Here is a 15646-nt window from a genome sequence, read left to right as displayed (position 1 = left end):
ATGGGCTCCAATAGTGACAATTGGCTCTTTTTCCCTTATCCGCGTCCTAATTTCGTCTAATAAGGCGTTCACTTCCTTACTTCTGTTTTCCACTGCAATCTTTTTATGAAGAACTGAATAGAGGACAACATCCCGAAGACGGAAAAAATAGGGAAGCTGTTTTTGCCAGCAAGCGGGCAAGGTGTTTTCCATTTCATACCCTTTGATAAAGGAGGCCAGGAATCTTCTCGCAAAAGCATTCCTCTTTTCCTGCTGAGTGGCTGGTATCCCATATAAAACGGAGTAATAAACGGGAATTGCCATGTCTGAGGCAAACCAGTGATAGGCAGAGTCGTCGAAGTCAAAAACATTGATTTGCTTCTTGTCGTAAAAGAAATTGCCAGCGTGGAGATCACTGTGAACCAAGCCAAAGGTTTCGTGGTTTACTGGAAAACTGGATATTGTTTCTACTAAATCTTCAGCTTTCTTAACCAGCTCTTTTTCATGTACCGGATAGTAATGTCCAAATTGCAGAAGGTCATCTTCTTGCCAACTCGGGCGCGGCTGGATGCTTTTAGGAGGGGTATAGCTTTTTGTGACATTGTGCATTTTTCCGATGGTACGCCCCCAGACTTCAAACAATGGTTCTTTGAAATCCTCTGAACGTACTTGCACCGGTCCTCCTTTTGCCTTTGTATATAAACAGCCAAAGAAAAAGGAGCCGTCTCCCGCTTGAACTTTAATAACCTTTTCCCGAGACTTCGATTCGAGTACTTGCGGTACAGGCAGAGATTTTTCAAACAAATGGCCCATCCAGTCCAGTTCGGATATAAGATTTTCCTTGGTTCGGTGGCTGCTGTGGCTGATCCTCAATATGAATGGCGTACCATCCCTGCTGACCTCGTAAACAAAGTTCTCGAAATCACCAAGCAAACTAAATTCATTATCCAAATAAAACTCACTCAGGATTTCCTGCATCACTTGTTCAGTTAATTGCATGCTGATGTCTTTTTCCACGCTTCCCCCTGCCTTCCCCTCATAAAAGTAAGTAAATTATACATGAACTGCCAATTGATACGCAGACTTTTTTATTCACTTGCCCTCCATATTAAGTTAAGATACAACTATGCTTGAAAGAATGTAAGATTTTAGAAAAGAAGGCGATTGTATTGAATCAAAGCACAGCAGTTGTCCGCAACATTGCCAAACCGGAAGAGACAACCTCATACAGAATTCTATTCATCATCGGCTTGTGCCACTTGCTGAACGACACCATTCAGTCCGTGATTCCCGCGATGTTTCCGGTGCTGGAGAAATCAATGGGACTATCATTTACACAGCTTGGACTCATTGCATTTTCATTGAATATTGTTTCCTCCATCATGCAGCCGGTCATCGGACTGATGGCCGATAAAAAGCCAATGCCTTATGCCTTGCCAATTGGCCTTACTGTTACGATGTTTGGCGTCTTGGGCCTGGCATTCGCTCCAGGATTTGAATGGATCATTGCCTCTGTACTGTTCATTGGTCTTGGTTCGGCCATCTTCCATCCTGAAGGCTCAAGGGTTGCCTACATGGCTGCAGGTCCCCGCCGAGGACTTGCGCAATCAATCTACCAGGTGGGCGGAAATTCGGGGCAGGCGCTTGCGCCGCTCATAACGGCGCTGATTCTGGTTCCATTGGGACAGAAAGGTGCTGCCTTATTTACAATTGTGGCCGCTTTGGCGGTTGGGCTGCTATTGTATATAGCAAACTGGTACGCTAGGAAGCTCCAGGAAACAAAACTGAAGGCAAAAGTGAAGAAAATTTCCAAACAAGTGGATAAAGCAGTCTCAAAGTCTGTCAGACTATCCCTGCTGCTCATCCTGTTCCTCATTTTCGCGCGTTCATGGTATATCTCCGGCATTACGAATTTTTATGCCTTTTATGCCATTGAAAAGTATATGCTGACCATCAGGGAATCACAGCTATTCATTTTTGCATTCCTTGTCACTGGAGCGCTCGGCACATTCTTTGGCGGTCCCCTGGCCGACCGTTTTGGCAAGAAACGCATCATCTTTCTTTCCATGATGGCCACGGCCCCATTGTCGGCCATACTTCCTTTTGTGCCTCCTGCAGCCGCTTTTGTCCTGCTTGCCGTCTGCGGATTTATTTTAATGTCAAGCTTTTCGGTAACAGTAGTCTATGCCCAGGAACTGGTGCCAGGGAAGATTGGAACAATGGCTGGACTGACAGTCGGGCTTGCATTTGGAATGGGAGCTATCGGCTCCATTGCACTCGGTTATCTTGCCGACCTGATTGGTCTGCCATTGACCATCATTTTTACCGGTTTCCTTCCATTACTAGGCATATTAGCATTGCTTTTGCCCTCTGACAGAAAGCTTGAGGAATGGTACAGCTGATTTTATCCGTAAAAAAAGGAGAGGTGCGCCTCTCCTTTTCTATTTGATCCTTATTCTCTCTGCCAGTTCCTGTTTTTCTGCTTCTGTCAGCATTCTTTCGGCCATAAGGAACAAAACATTCTCTTCCTTTGAAAAATGGTCGACAAGCGTAAAATAAGCTTGTTTGACAAGGATGGCATCCTGTTTCATCATTTCCTCCGTATGGTGCCCATGCCCATTTTCCGTATTGCCAAGAAAAGCGCCAATGAGGGATTTTGCCCGGTCATGTTCATACTCCATCACAGCGATTGGGCCCATCTCCCTTCCGATATAGGCAGCCATCATTTCAAATAGGACCCCTTCCTCCCTTTCCGAATGGGGCTCAAGTTCATTAAAAAACTCAATTACAGCCGGCCGCAGCTTCGCAAAAGCTTCCACCGGATTGTCGTCCTTTTCCACACTCGTACACAGCCCCAATAAAACCTCAAGTTTATCCAATAAAGGAGGATGTTCACTTTTTAGTTGTTTCAGTCCTTCAGATAAAACGCCCTGTCCATCTCCAGCCATTGTGCTCATGCAACCCGCCATATTCATCCAGCCCCTTTTATGATGTTTTATGATTTTAGTATAAAATCCTGACGATGATTATGTAGTGACGTCCATCACTGTGAGAAAGATAACATTTGAAAGATTTTTATTCACAAAAGATTAACAAATATTCTGTAAACTTAAACGTCTTTTCCTTTTATAATAAAAATATACTAAATGAATAAGGAGGGATATAATATGCAAAATCAATATTATCTTGATTTTTACAGTACTGCGCTTGTTCCCGCCATGCCTTATGACAGCAAGTTCCTTCCCGGCCCGGTCACTAAGCGGCCAGCCTCTTCCCACTGGCTGATCGCTTTGGAAGGGATGCCTTTGCCAGAAGGAAACCTTTATACATGGAAGGTTTCCGTTTTTGCAGCAAACAGCGACGGGACCTTCAATGCAAATAAAGCCTGTTTCTCCTCTGAATCCTTTCCCAGACTCGATGAGGCATATAAGATGGCAGGTTTAATGAAAAATGAGATGCGTGCCCAGGAAACTATTCCTGCTGACTTAGAGAAAATAGGCTGACCCTTTTCACTCCCCTATTCTGCTTTTCTTCTTTTTATCCCTCAATGTGAAAGAATCTACATATATTTAAAACTCGGATGACACAATCATTATAATTGAGCAAATATCCCAACACCCATGCTCTACATGCAGGAAGGCACTGGAACAAAGTCCAGTGCCTTTTTCTTCATGCAAGACGGAAAACGATTCCGTGACCGCCTTTTGGGTATTCCCACTTAATGTTCTGGTGCGGGCAGCCAATCCTGCAGCTGCCGCATTCATGGCAGCCTTCATAACCAACCTGCATCCGGTTTCCTTCCCACTTGTATACTTCTGCCGGGCAAAACACTGTGCATAATTTATCCGGGCAGTTTGTCTTGCATACTTCGTAGTCAAGAACGGTCAAATGCGACTTTGTATCACACTTGAATCTAAGCAGATACTGTTTTTCTTCAATGGTTTTTGTCGACATTATTTCACCGCCTTCCAGGCACGATACATATCCTGCATAACCTTGATGGTACCTTTTTCTTTTGTAATGCTGCGCATGATTTCCTTCTGTTTCACCCTCTTTGGCGTCCCATCGACGGTAAAAAATTTGCTAGCAGCACGATTCAGCATCGGTACATATTCATTAAAATACTGTGGATGGTTTTCAAAGGTATGGGCAGCATTTTTATATTTCTCCAAATCCTTTATTATAAAGCTGTCATAAAGTGCTTCCCGGTATCGGTTGAGACTGGCTTCACTAAAATTGCCTGCAGCCTTTGCCGCAATAATGGCTTCAGCGGCCATTTTCCCTGATGCCATGGCCATGTTCGACCCTTCCCGATGAATCGCGTTCACAAGCTGGGCGGCATCTCCAATTACGACTACCCCGTTGCCTGCCACTTTGGGCACTGAATGATATCCTCCCTCCGGAATAAGGTGGGCAAGATATTCTGCTGATTCCCCGCCTTCCAGATAAGGCTTTACCATCGGATGGTTTTTCAGGTAATCCAGCAGGTCATAAGGCTTCAGCCTGGCCTTGATCATGCTTGACAAGGTTGTGCCAACGCCAATATTGAGGCTTTCCTTGTTGGTGTAGAGGAAGGCAGTTCCCAGATTGCCCTTGGTGGAGTCCCCAAATATCTCAATGGTGCACCCCTGGTTTTCATGAAGATTGAATCGGTCATTGATCTTTTCCTTCGGCAGGTTGATTACTTCCATGGCGGTCAATGCCACTTCATCCGGCCTGAATTCCTTATGGAACCCGAGCTGCTTGCCAAGCAGGGAGTTCACTCCATCTGCCAGCACGACTACATCGGCGAACACGTCACCGTCAGGGCGGTCGGTACGCACCCCCACCACTTTTCCGTTTTCAACAAGGCATTCCGATACGACTGTCTCATTTATCAGCAAGACACCTGCTTCAACCGCTTTTTGGGCAAACCACTGATCAAACTGGGCCCTTAGGACCGTGAAATTATTATAAGGCTCCATTCCCCATTCGAGCCCTTTGTAGCCAAACTGGACAACCGATTCTTTGTCCATCATCCAGAACCTCTGTTCAACGACAGGTCTCTCAAGAGGGGCTTCCTTCCAAAATTCCGGGATAAGATCTTCCATTTGTTTTCTGTAAAGGACCCCTCCCATTACATTTTTGCTGCCGGGATATTCACCTCGTTCAATCAAAAGGACATTCAGACCATTCCTTGCACAAACATAAGCACAGGAAGTTCCGGCAGGGCCGGCCCCAACAACAATGACATCAAATTTATCAGGCATAGCTCAATTCCCCGCCCTTCTCCTTGCTCATCTCTTTAAACTGCTGAATTAATTTTGGGATGACTTCATGTGCGTCTCCAACGATTCCGTAGGTGGCCACATCAAAAATCGGGGCCTTTGGATCCTTGTTGATGGCAATGATAAGTTCGGAGTTTTTCATGCCGACAACATGCTGGATGGCCCCCGATATTCCAATGGCAAAGTATAATTTAGGTGTTACCGTCTCACCAGTCTGGCCAATCTGCAGTTCATGAGGCAGCCACCCCGCTTCCACTGCGTCCCGAGTACCAGCCACACTGGCTCCAATCGTTTCGGCGAAGTCATGAATCAGCTGGAACCCTTGAAGATCTCCCAGGCCTTTCCCCCCCGCTACAATCACATCCGCCTCGGCAAGGCTCGCCGCTTTTGTGACCTCTTTCACAATTCTTAGCACTCTGGTGCGCATGTCCTCTTCCCGAAGATGCAGTTCTTCTTCAATGACTTTTCCCAGCCTTCCATGGTCCGGATCAAGAGCCTGCATTACCTTCGGCCGGACTGTCGCCATTTGCGGCCTGTGCTTCTTGCATAAAATGGTGGCCATGATATTCCCGCCAAATGCAGGTCTGCTTGCCTCAAGAAGCCTTTTATCGAGATCGACATCAAGCATGGTGGTGTCAGCTGTCAATCCGGTGCTCAAGTCCGTGGCGACTGCACTGGCGAGGTCTTTCCCATTAGGCGTTGCTCCATAAAGGAAAATTTCGGGCTTGTATTTCTCGGCCAAGGAAATGACCGCTTTCATATAAGCTTCTGTCCGGTACAGTTTTAATACCGGGTGGTCAACGACGTAAACGATATCGGCGCCATAACTAATGACATCACTCGCAAGGTTTTTGACTCCATCCCCAAGCAGTACCCCGGCAAGCGGAACATTCAGCTTGTCAGCAAGCTGTCGCCCCGCTCCGAGCAACTCCAGCGAAACGCCTTCTATTTTTTGATCATTCACTTCAATAAATACCCAGACGCCAAGGTTTTCTCCCATGCGGAATCCCCCTCATTTTTTAGGAATTAACGTTAAACTGAAATAAATCCTGCTTTTCTCTCAATAACCCGGTAAGCTCTTTCACCTGTTCATCGATTGTGCCTTCCAGCTTTTTCCCTCCTGCCGGCCTTGGAGGTGTAAACATTTTCCCAACGACAGTCGGGGAGCCTTTTAGCCCGAGCTGGCTTCTGTCGACCTCTCCCAAATCGTCCACCGTCCAGACGACAGGCTCATATCGGGCAGCTCGGATCATATTGGACATTGGGGCATATTCGATTGCATTTACCTCTTTCTCTACCGTTAATAGACATGGTAGCTGGGCTTCGATTTCTTCATAACCGCCCAATTGTTTTCGTTTAAGGTTAATTTTCCTTTCCTCGGTTTTAATCTCGGTTACCTCTATAACATTGGTGACAGGGGGGATATCAAGTCTCCTGGCTATGCCCGGGCCTACTTGGCCGGTGTCGCCATCAATGGCATGCTTGCCGCATATAACCATGTCAATTGGCTGTTCCTCTGAAATCCTCTCAAGGGCCTTCGATAAGGCATAGCTTGTTGCCAAAGTGTCTGCCCCCGCAAATGCACGGTCTGAAATCAAATAGCCTTTGTCTGCTCCAATCTCAATACTCTTTTTTATGATGGAAACTGCCTGGGGAGGACCCATGGACAGAACAGAAACAGTTCCTCCTGTGAGCTGTTTGATTTTAACAGCCTCTTGTACAGCGTGAGCATCATAAGGGTTCAAGATTGCTGGGGCGCTCCTTCGGTCCAGTGTATTCGTTTTTGGATTGATCTTAATGATTTTCGTATCAGGCACCTGCTTGACACAAACAATGATATGCATTTCCCTATTTTCCCTCCTTTTATTTGAAAGCGTTTTCTTTCTTTGCCAAAGCATTGAAACCTTTGTAAGTTAAGAATATAAAAAACATTTTAATCACATCTATGACAAATATCACTCGCTTCTGTATTTTCCGCATGCCACAGCCATTGTCTGTCTAAACAAAAAAAAAACACTGTCCTTAGACAGTGGGTAAGCTTCGGCTAGAGAAATATTTATGAACTTCTGGCTGGACTAATCACCCTATGCAAAAACCAAAAAAAACGAAAAAAAGCAGGACATTCGGTTGGCTCTTCCTTCTGGCGGCTTTGTATGGATGTTTGGTATTCGTAAATTAGCTTGTCAAGCTCCTGGCTGCATGCTAGCGTTTCTTCGCTGTTGTATCCATTTTTGCGCGCAGTAGCGAACATTTCTTCCCTCTTGACATGTATTTGCATCATCAGGGTTTTATCAAAATCGCGCACTTTCAAATTCCTCCTAATTCAATCCCTTTCCTTAATTCGTCTACTTAATTAATTATCGTTACGAGAATAGTATTACAAAATTTCGAATTAATGTAAATGGATTCGCAAAATTAGACATTTTTCCCCACTTTCTTTTTTTCGACTTTGAAATTGGCCCCTTCCAGGCGAAGAAGCTGATCTTTAATATCCGTCCTCGTTCCGGCATAGCCTGTAAGACTCCTATTTTTGCCAATTACTCTGTGGCAAGGGATGACGATTGGCAGTTTATTAGCCTTATTTGCCTGTCCAACTGCCCTCACAGCTTTTGGCCTGCCGATTGCCTCCGCAACCTCCTGATAGCTCCGGGTCGTACCGAAGGGAATCTCGGACAGATGCTTCCAGACATCGAGTTGAAAGTCAGTGCCAAGGCATGCAATGGGCAGTTCAAACTTGATTCTCGCTCCCGAAAAGTATTCTTCCATTTGCCGGGTTGCTTCCTGAAGAGGCTGACTGCAAGGGGCCTCCTTCAGTTCATCTTTGTTTTCATTTGCCAAGAAGTCTTCCTCTCCAATATGGACTGCAGCCAGCTTCCCAGTATCAGCCACCAGATAAAGAGGGCCTATTAAGGTATCCAAAATTGCATAGGTTCTCATCCATACTCCTCCTTTTATCATTCTTTTTCCCAATATATATGGAATTGAAAAAAGAAGCAAAGGTCTTTCCCTTGCTTCTCTGCCATTTATAGATAAGGATTCTCATGTTTCGCCTTAAGGCGCTGCCATCTTCGCTCCACTTCTTCTTCAAACTGTTTTAATAGATGTACATTTTCCTCTTTTAATAGATGTTTAGTTTTCCCCATCCACTTGAGCCAATCTGCTAAAGGAATGTTCTTTTTCTTGGCCTCTGGGTCAAATGTAATCACTGTTTTTCCCTGTTCCACTTCGTACAGCGGGAAAAAGTTTGAATTCACAGCCGCTTCCATGATGGTCTGCCCGTATCGGTCTTCCGATTTCCAGTTTAAAGGGCAGGTAATCAGGATCTTCCCGTACACCATTCCCACATTTTGGGCATACCATTGAGCCTTGGCTGCCTTTTTCACAAGATCCTGAGGAAAGGCCTCTGTACCGGTGAAAACATATGGAATATTTGTGGCAGCCATGATTTGGGCTGTATCTTTATGATGGAACGCTTTTCCTCTTTGTACTTTGCCAATATTGGTAGTACTGGTCATATGCCCCATGGGAGTAGAATACGACATCTGGGAACCCGTATTCATATAGCCCTCGTTGTCATATTCGAGAACAATCAGTTTATGATTGCGCAGTGCTGTCCCAATGGCAGACCCCATCCCGATGTCCATGCCGCCATCTCCTGTAATCATGACGAAAGTGGCATCAGAGGCAACGTCGATTTCACCCCGCTCTTTAAGCTCCATAAATGCTTCAACCGTTCCAGACAAAGTCGCTGCCCCGTTCTGGAAAAGGTTATGGATCATGGTCTGCTTGTGCGAAGTATACGGATAAGCGGTTGTCGTAACATAGGCACAGCCTGTTTGGTAAAGGACAACTATATCCCCTTCAATCCCCTTAAAGAATGTTTCAAGGCCGCCAAAGATGCCACACCCCGGGCATGCACCATGGCCCGAGGCAATTCTTTTCGGTTTTGACGTCAAGGCTCTAAGCGGCGGAATCTTGACTTTCAGCCTTTTGGACTCCTCATCCATTGAGACACTGATCAATCCGGAATGATAGCTCTCACCATGCTGCGGGACTATGACCGGGGCAAGCTTCTTATCGGGGTTACCCGGCGTATGTCCATAGTAGTCAAAAGGCCTGTCGGCATACCCTTTTTCCATTGCCAAAATGGCCGTGTTGAAGAAAGCTTCCGCATCATCGGCGTAGAAATCTTTTCCCCCTAGCCCAAATACCCTGCTCAGGACAATGGTTTTATTCCATTTATCGTCCTTTAACGCTGCTTTGACTTCATGTGTCAAATTTGGTCCATGTCCGCCATATGAATCTGCACGCTCTCCAACCAGAACAGCTTTAACGTTCCGCAGTGCTTCCCGGATTTCCTCTGCCGGGAATGGGCGAATGATATTGGGGCTGATCACCCCTGCCTTGATTCCCTGGCTGCGCAATTTATCTACAACATCCTTCGCTGATTCAGCCGCTGAGTTCAAGAGGAAGAGTGCCACTTCGGCATCTTCCATCCTGTAAAGGTCAAGAATGCCGTACTGCCTTCCAGACAGCCTGGCATATTCCTGTGCCACTTCCCGATAGACGTCAGCCGCTTTATACATGGCTTCCGACTGCTGGAAGTGATTGTTAATCAAATCATCCCCATTCATATGGGCACCAATCGTGACCGGTCTCTCCGGGTCCCTGGCAAAGTGGTAATCTGTCGGGCAATCGCCAACAAACTTCTGGACCACTTTCCTGTCCTTAAAATAATTTACCCTGCGTTTTTGGTGGGAAGTGAAAAATCCATCATAGGCAACCATCACAGGCAGCCGTACTTCAGAGTGTTCAGCAATCTTCAGCGCCATGATATTCATATCGTAAACGGCCTGGGGGGTCCTTGCCGTCAGGATGACCCAGCCTGTATTCAGGGCAAAGTACAAATCCGAATGGTCCCCGCGGATATCCAACGGCCCTGAAATAGCCCTTGTCACGAGGTTCATCACCATTGGAAAGCGTGTTCCGGACTGCACTGGCAGCTGTTCAAGCATATACATCAAGCCATTTGCACTTGTAGCATTGAACACCCGTGCACCAGTAGCGGCAGCTCCGTAACAGATCCCGGCGGAACCATGTTCCCCATCTGCGGCAATCAGCTTTATGTCATGTTCTCCCCTTGCCTTCATTTGATCAAGGTACTGGGCAACTTCTGTGGAAGGCGTAATTGGAAAGTAGCCCATGATATGATAATTAATCTGGGCAGCTGCCATAGCCGCCATTTCATTGCCCGATTCGAACGTTGTAACCTGTTCTGCAGCGTCCACCGTTTTTAGCGTCTCTTCAAGTAAAGACATTAAGAAATCCCTCCTGTCACATACGGAAATGAATGTTTTACCTGGTTGGCTTCCGCGTAGCCAATTGACTCCCGCAAATCACTCAACGCTGTCGTTGGACAGGCTTCCACACACTTAAGGCACCCTTTGCAGTACTGATAATCGATCCCCTGCAAAAACATTTGCTTGCGGCCGCGCTTATCTTCCCCTTCACTCCAGACAAAGCAGAAGTCCGGACAGGCAGTATCGCAGGCTGCACAGTGAATGCATTCCTCCTGGACAAACTTGGGCAAAAATCCTTGCCGTGAACCGCCTAGGTCCTTTAGGATACTGTTTCCCTGGGCTGTCAGCACTCCGCCAATTTCCTGCGTCTGGTATCCCAGCTGGGGCATGGGACGGGTGAATTTCATTCCTTTTGAATTTATATCCATTTGATAGGTTTTAAACTCGACAGATTGGTAGCCTCTTTCAAAAGTTCGGATATTTGGTTCGACAAGGTGCGGATATTTCTTTTCGAATGTCTTCCGGATCACTTCTTTCATCGCTTCCGGATCAAGAAAGCCGCAAATCCTGAAAAGTGCCCCAAGCATGGCTGTATTTACCTTTGTTTTTTCTTCCACGGCGATGCCAAGGGCATCAACAGTAGCGATGGTTCCATATTCAATCTTTAAATCGCTTTTTATTTCGTCAAAACTCCTCGTGGTATTGACCAGGAGGATGCCATCAGGTCCCAGGCCGCTCGCTACGTCCACCATTTTATAAAGCGCTTCATGGAATACTCCTATAAGATGAGGCTGTTCGATGGGGCTATGTATCCGAATTTCCGTGTCCTGATCACAAAATCGGATAAAACTCTTTACCGGTGAGCCCTTTTTTTCCGATCCATAAGAAGCAAAGTTGGAGGCGTTAAGGCCCAAGCCAAATACCCCAGCTTCGGCAAGCATTTTCCCCGCCAGATTGGCACCAAGGCCGCCAATCGATTCCAGCCTGATTTCATAAAACCCCAATTCGTTTCTTTTTGGCAAAATAGACATAAGTTCCCTCCCCAATCATCCTTTTGATGCAAATTGACCTATTTTCATTTTAAGCACCTCTCAGTTTTTGCGCTGTGATCTATATCATAGGTATAATACTTTTTGCTGATACACTTATTTCAGCTTTACACTAAACCCCGCATCGACAATACTTCTTCTAATTGAACTTATATAGTACAGCATTTCATTCTTTATATAACAGTATGCGCCATTGACATTTCGTTCCACCGCAGCCATAAAACTATACTATTTTCCCAGTTTGATTTGTGTTGAAATAGGATAAAAAAGAGCGGGGGTCTAAAACAGGGGAGGACTTATGAAACAACGGGAATTTTACTTTGACAACGCCAAATTCATCCTGATCTTTTTTGTGGTTTTTGGCCATCTGCTTCGTACATTCATAGAAGATAACGAGATGGTCTTTACTCTTTACAAGGTAATCTACACGTTCCATATGCCAGCTTTCATCTTGATATCCGGCTTTTTCGCGAGGGGAATCTATGAAAAAGGATATATAAAAAAGATTGCCAAAAAGCTGATTTTGCCTTATTTAATTTTCCAGCTGATCTACTCTGTGTATTATTATTTTCTTTTTAATAAATCTCAATTGACAGTGGACCCATTCAATCCGCACTGGTCGCTCTGGTTTCTGGTCAGCCTGTTCTGCTGGCATATCATGCTGTTGGGATTTTCACGAATAAAGACAGCCACCGGCCTTGCACTTGCGTTTGCATTAGGCCTTGGGGTCGGCTATATAGACTGGGTTTCAAATTATCTCAGCCTTTCAAGGACCTTTGTCTTCTTTCCAATGTTCCTGTTAGGATACCATTTGACAAAGGACCATTTAAAAATACTGACACGGCCAGGCTTCCGTATGGCTGCATTGGTTCCGTTTGCCATCGCATTTATAGGGTTTTACCTGTTCCCTCAGCTTGATTACAAATGGCTGTTAGGTTCAAAACCCTACGGCGCGATGGAAATTGACCTTTATGCAGCCAGTTTCGTCAGGCTTGGGCTTTACCTGCTGAGCACCATCATGGTTTTTAGTTTCCTTGCCATTGTTCCTACAGGACAGTACTTCTTTACCAGGCTGGGCAGGAACACTTTATATGTCTACCTGCTGCACGGCTTTTTTGTCCGCACCTTCCGCGAAAGCCAAATCAGCGGCTATTTTACCGAACCAAAGGACTTTTTGCTGCTGGCGGCTATCGCCTTGCTTCTGACGCTTGTCCTTTCAAGCAAAGTAATCAAAGCCGCTGCGCAGCCTTTAATTGAATTAAAGGCTTCGCAAATGGAGAAATATAAATCGAGAATGTCTGAATTAGATAAAAACAAAAAAGGCAGGCTGCACAGCAGCTAGACAAAGAGCCCGTCCTCGTGGATGGGCTCTATCCATTTTGGTGAAAATGGAGTATAATAATAAGTTGAGTCTTAAGCAATATGCTATATGAGAACAAAGGTATTTTTTACAAAGGAGCATATTATGAACATTATTTGCGCCACTTTAAACGCAAAATACATCCACACCAATATTGCCATTCGCTACTTGAAAGCTTACGCCGAGCCTGAGTTTGATGTAGCGCTTGCCGAATATACGATTAAAGACCCCATCATCAACATCGTTTCGGATCTAATGCAGAAAGCTCCGGAAGTCATCGGCTTCAGCTGTTATATATGGAATATCGAAGAAACAATCAAAGCCATTAAGATGATCAAGAAAATCAATCCTTCCATCCAAATCATTGTCGGCGGGCCAGAAGTGACCTATGATGTCCACGAATGGATGGAGAAGGTCAATGAGTTTGATTTCATAGTCATTGGGGAAGGTGAAAAGACGTTCAAACAGCTGCTTGGCCAATTGGCAGGCAGCAAAGACTATGATTCCGTTCCAGGCATTGCTTACCGGAAGGAAGGCAAAGTCAAAATCATTCCGCAAAGCAACAAGGTTGATTTAAAAGAACTGCCTTCTCCGCACCGATTTGCTGAAGATATCCCCCATTTATCAAAACGTGTCATTTATATCGAGACAAGCCGAGGCTGCCCTTTCAGCTGCCAGTTTTGCCTCTCCTCCATCGAAGTAGGTGTCCGCTATTTCGACCGGGAAAAAGTAAAAGAAGATATTCGTTATTTGATGGCAAATGGAGCAAGGACGATTAAATTTGTCGACAGAACTTTTAACATCAGCCGAAGCTATGCAATGGAAATGTTCCAATTTCTAATTGACGAGCATGTCCCCGGAACCGTGTTCCAATTCGAAATTACTGCGGATATCATGAGGCCTGAGGTAATTGAATTTCTTAACAATAACGCTCCTGATGGCCTGTTCCGTTTCGAAATCGGGGTCCAGTCAACCAATGACGAGACAAATGAGCTTGTGATGCGGAAACAAAATTTTGATAAGCTGAAGCGCACCGTCACAATGGTAAAAGAGGGCGGCAAGATTGATCAGCATCTCGACCTGATCGCCGGACTGCCTGAAGAAGATTATCATTCCTTTAAGAAAACCTTTAACGACGTTTTCGCCATGAGACCAGAAGAACTGCAGCTCGGTTTCCTAAAGATGCTGCGGGGAACAGGGCTTAGGCTGCGTGCGGCTGATCACGACTATGTGTATATGGATAACTCTCCATATGAAATTCTCGGCAACAATGTCCTGCCATTTGCTGATATCATTCGTATTAAACAGGTCGAGGACGTACTTGAAAAATACTGGAACGACCATCGGATGGACCAAACCATTGAATACCTTGTCACCAGGATATTTCCTACTCCATTTGATTTTTTCCAGGACTTCGGGGCATTCTGGGAAAAGCAGGGATGGTCAAGGATTGGCCACCAGCTGGAGGATTTGTTCAGGCGGCTCCACCAGTTTTTAAAGGAACGGAAAACAGAAGACCTTTCTGTCATTGAAGGACTGATGAAATACGATTATCTGGCCGGGAAAAAACAAAAGCCGCGCAAGCCGTGGTGGAAGCTCGATATGGAGAAGAACGAACGAACCGAAATGTACCAAAAAGTGATTAACAGCGGTATTTTCCTCCATTCGTTGAACCTGGCGGAAAAAGAATTGTACAAGCATACTGTCCTTGAAGAACTCTCATTCAACCTGGAAAAGTACCTTGCAACGGGAGAAATAGAACATACCCCCTCCGTACTTCTTGTTTACTATCACCCATCCCTTGAAAAAGCAGAAGCCTTTTCCTGCAGTAAATCACAGCTAAAGCCGGCATAATGCCGGCTTTTTCATTTTTGGTCCTTGCCTTTTTTCTTTTTGGGAAATTCCCTTTCATACAGCTTTGCTGCATTTATATCCCCAAACTCGTTCCCGAACTCCACATTTACAGCAGGAAGAGACTTGACGTGCTGTTTGTGCTTCCTCATATCCTGCCCTTTCTTCCCTGTTTGGAATTTCGATTGGCAAATTTCCCCGCATCTTCTCCTCGCGCAAATTCTGCGGAGAATTCGGACTCATGCGTATTTCGATGCGGCGTTTTTGAATACTTTTCAACTGCGTTTCTCTCTGCTTTGCGCTTTGCCATTTTTATAACCACCCCCGTGCCTTTATTTTCAGCAGCCGCCTGTCAATTATGTATGATCCGACTTTCCTGTTTTTTCATCAAAAGGCTGCTTATAAATTTATGACGCCGGCAGAAACTAAGCAAAAAGGGTGATACTTCATGGAAAAGAAGAACAAAAAATTGGCACCACTGGATATCGATGGCAGTCTGCCGCATCAAATTAGTGCCCCTAGCTTTAAAGGCACGGGAATAGAGATGGAGCCACCGTTTGCAAACGAGCATGGGGTGGTGATTGGGGACAGCCATTATGCATCCAGCAATTCCCCATTGGAAACCTGGAGCGACAAAACCGACCCTGCAATCATGGCAGGACCCCAGTGGGTACACCCCACCAATGATATTGGCTGGAACACAACAGAAAACCAGGAGCTGCTCGAGGAAAAGAGAAAACCTCAGGCCTATCCATTCATGCACCCGACAATAGATGTTAGTAAAGGACAGGATTAACAGAAAAGCGGAGGTGCCTGTCCAGCCCCGACAGGCGCTGGAGG

The 15646-nt window shown here is 45.6% G+C and carries 17 protein-coding genes; 5 read left to right on the top strand and 12 right to left on the bottom strand.

Annotated elements, in window-relative coordinates; genetic code table 11:
- Positions 1-996: phosphotransferase enzyme family protein (locus tag ADU22_RS09800; RefSeq protein ID WP_053361990.1), on the bottom strand; the 996-nt coding region annotated here is incomplete at its 3' end.
- A gap of 152 nt (positions 997-1148) precedes the next feature.
- Between ADU22_RS09800 and ADU22_RS09795 the strand changes: the two genes are divergently transcribed.
- Positions 1149-2381, top strand: a complete 1233-nt coding sequence (locus ADU22_RS09795; RefSeq protein ID WP_053361989.1) for an MFS transporter — start codon at positions 1149-1151, stop codon at positions 2379-2381.
- A gap of 39 nt (positions 2382-2420) precedes the next feature.
- Here the strand turns inward: ADU22_RS09795 and ADU22_RS09790 are convergent, their stop codons facing one another.
- A complete protein-coding gene (locus ADU22_RS09790; protein WP_069187969.1) occupies positions 2421-2948 on the bottom strand; it encodes a hemerythrin domain-containing protein in 528 nt (175 codons plus the stop codon).
- 198 nt (positions 2949-3146) lie between these two features.
- Here ADU22_RS09790 and ADU22_RS09785 point away from each other — a divergent pair, with 198 nt between their 5' ends.
- A complete protein-coding gene (locus tag ADU22_RS09785) occupies positions 3147-3482 on the top strand; it encodes a hypothetical protein (RefSeq protein WP_053361988.1) in 336 nt (111 codons plus the stop codon).
- Positions 3483-3648: 166 nt separating this feature from the next.
- Here ADU22_RS09785 and ADU22_RS09780 read toward each other — a convergent pair whose 3' ends face one another.
- The 8 genes from ADU22_RS09780 to ADU22_RS09745 all read right to left on the bottom strand — a co-directional run bounded on the left by ADU22_RS09780 (position 3649) and on the right by ADU22_RS09745 (position 11577).
- Entirely contained in the window at positions 3649-3933 is a 285-nt protein-coding gene (locus tag ADU22_RS09780; RefSeq protein ID WP_046525954.1) for a ferredoxin family protein, read from the bottom strand.
- A complete protein-coding gene (locus tag ADU22_RS09775) occupies positions 3933-5228 on the bottom strand; it encodes an FAD-dependent oxidoreductase (protein WP_053361987.1) in 1296 nt (431 codons plus the stop codon). Before ADU22_RS09775 ends, ADU22_RS09780 begins: the two co-directional genes overlap by 1 nt.
- Complete coding sequence (locus tag ADU22_RS09770) at positions 5221-6246, bottom strand: electron transfer flavoprotein subunit alpha/FixB family protein (protein ID WP_053361986.1); 1026 nt, start codon at positions 6244-6246, stop codon at positions 5221-5223. Before ADU22_RS09770 ends, ADU22_RS09775 begins: the two co-directional genes overlap by 8 nt.
- A 19-nt stretch (positions 6247-6265) precedes the next feature.
- Positions 6266-7090, bottom strand: a complete 825-nt coding sequence (locus ADU22_RS09765) for an electron transfer flavoprotein subunit beta/FixA family protein (RefSeq protein ID WP_053361985.1) — start codon at positions 7088-7090, stop codon at positions 6266-6268.
- A 212-nt stretch (positions 7091-7302) separates the two neighbouring features.
- A complete protein-coding gene (locus ADU22_RS09760) occupies positions 7303-7551 on the bottom strand; it encodes an aspartyl-phosphate phosphatase Spo0E family protein (RefSeq protein WP_053361984.1) in 249 nt (82 codons plus the stop codon).
- 110 nt (positions 7552-7661) lie between these two features.
- The gene (locus tag ADU22_RS09755) at positions 7662-8183 is read right to left on the bottom strand and encodes a methylated-DNA--[protein]-cysteine S-methyltransferase (RefSeq protein ID WP_156324327.1); all 522 of its coding nucleotides are present in this window, start codon (positions 8181-8183) and stop codon (positions 7662-7664) included.
- Between the two features lie 86 nt (positions 8184-8269).
- Positions 8270-10564, bottom strand: coding sequence for a thiamine pyrophosphate-dependent enzyme (locus ADU22_RS09750; RefSeq protein ID WP_053361983.1), 2295 nt, complete (start codon positions 10562-10564; stop codon positions 8270-8272).
- Positions 10564-11577, bottom strand: coding sequence for a 2-oxoacid:acceptor oxidoreductase family protein (locus ADU22_RS09745; protein ID WP_053361982.1), 1014 nt, complete (start codon positions 11575-11577; stop codon positions 10564-10566). Before ADU22_RS09745 ends, ADU22_RS09750 begins: the two co-directional genes overlap by 1 nt.
- Before the next feature lie 316 nt (positions 11578-11893).
- Here ADU22_RS09745 and ADU22_RS09740 point away from each other — a divergent pair, with 316 nt between their 5' ends.
- On the top strand, positions 11894-12937 hold the full coding sequence (locus tag ADU22_RS09740; RefSeq protein ID WP_053361981.1) for an acyltransferase family protein: 1044 nt from the start codon (positions 11894-11896) through the stop codon (positions 12935-12937).
- Between the two features lie 123 nt (positions 12938-13060).
- Positions 13061-14809 carry a B12-binding domain-containing radical SAM protein gene (locus ADU22_RS09735; RefSeq protein ID WP_053361980.1) on the top strand — a complete coding sequence of 583 codons (1749 nt, stop codon included), beginning with the start codon at positions 13061-13063 and terminating at the stop codon, positions 14807-14809.
- An 11-nt stretch (positions 14810-14820) separates the two neighbouring features.
- On the opposite strand, the gene ykzE is transcribed toward ADU22_RS09735, so the two are convergent.
- The gene (ykzE, locus tag ADU22_RS25615; protein ID WP_502688740.1) at positions 14821-14958 is read right to left on the bottom strand and encodes a protein YkzE; all 138 of its coding nucleotides are present in this window, start codon (positions 14956-14958) and stop codon (positions 14821-14823) included.
- Positions 14955-15116, bottom strand: a complete 162-nt coding sequence (gene ykzP, locus ADU22_RS24950) for a protein YkzP (RefSeq protein ID WP_197280042.1) — start codon at positions 15114-15116, stop codon at positions 14955-14957. Before ykzP ends, ykzE begins: the two co-directional genes overlap by 4 nt.
- A 138-nt stretch (positions 15117-15254) precedes the next feature.
- Between ykzP and ADU22_RS09730 the strand changes: the two genes are divergently transcribed.
- Entirely contained in the window at positions 15255-15602 is a 348-nt protein-coding gene (locus tag ADU22_RS09730) for a DUF3905 domain-containing protein (protein WP_053361979.1), read from the top strand.
- The last annotated feature ends 44 nt before the right edge of the window (positions 15603-15646 follow it).

This window comes from Bacillus sp. FJAT-27251 (assembly GCF_001273925.1).
Classification (GTDB): Bacteria; Bacillota; Bacilli; order Bacillales; family Cytobacillaceae; genus Mesobacillus_B.
Note: the sequence above shows the minus strand (reverse complement) of the source record. Positions and strands in the feature narration are given on the sequence as shown.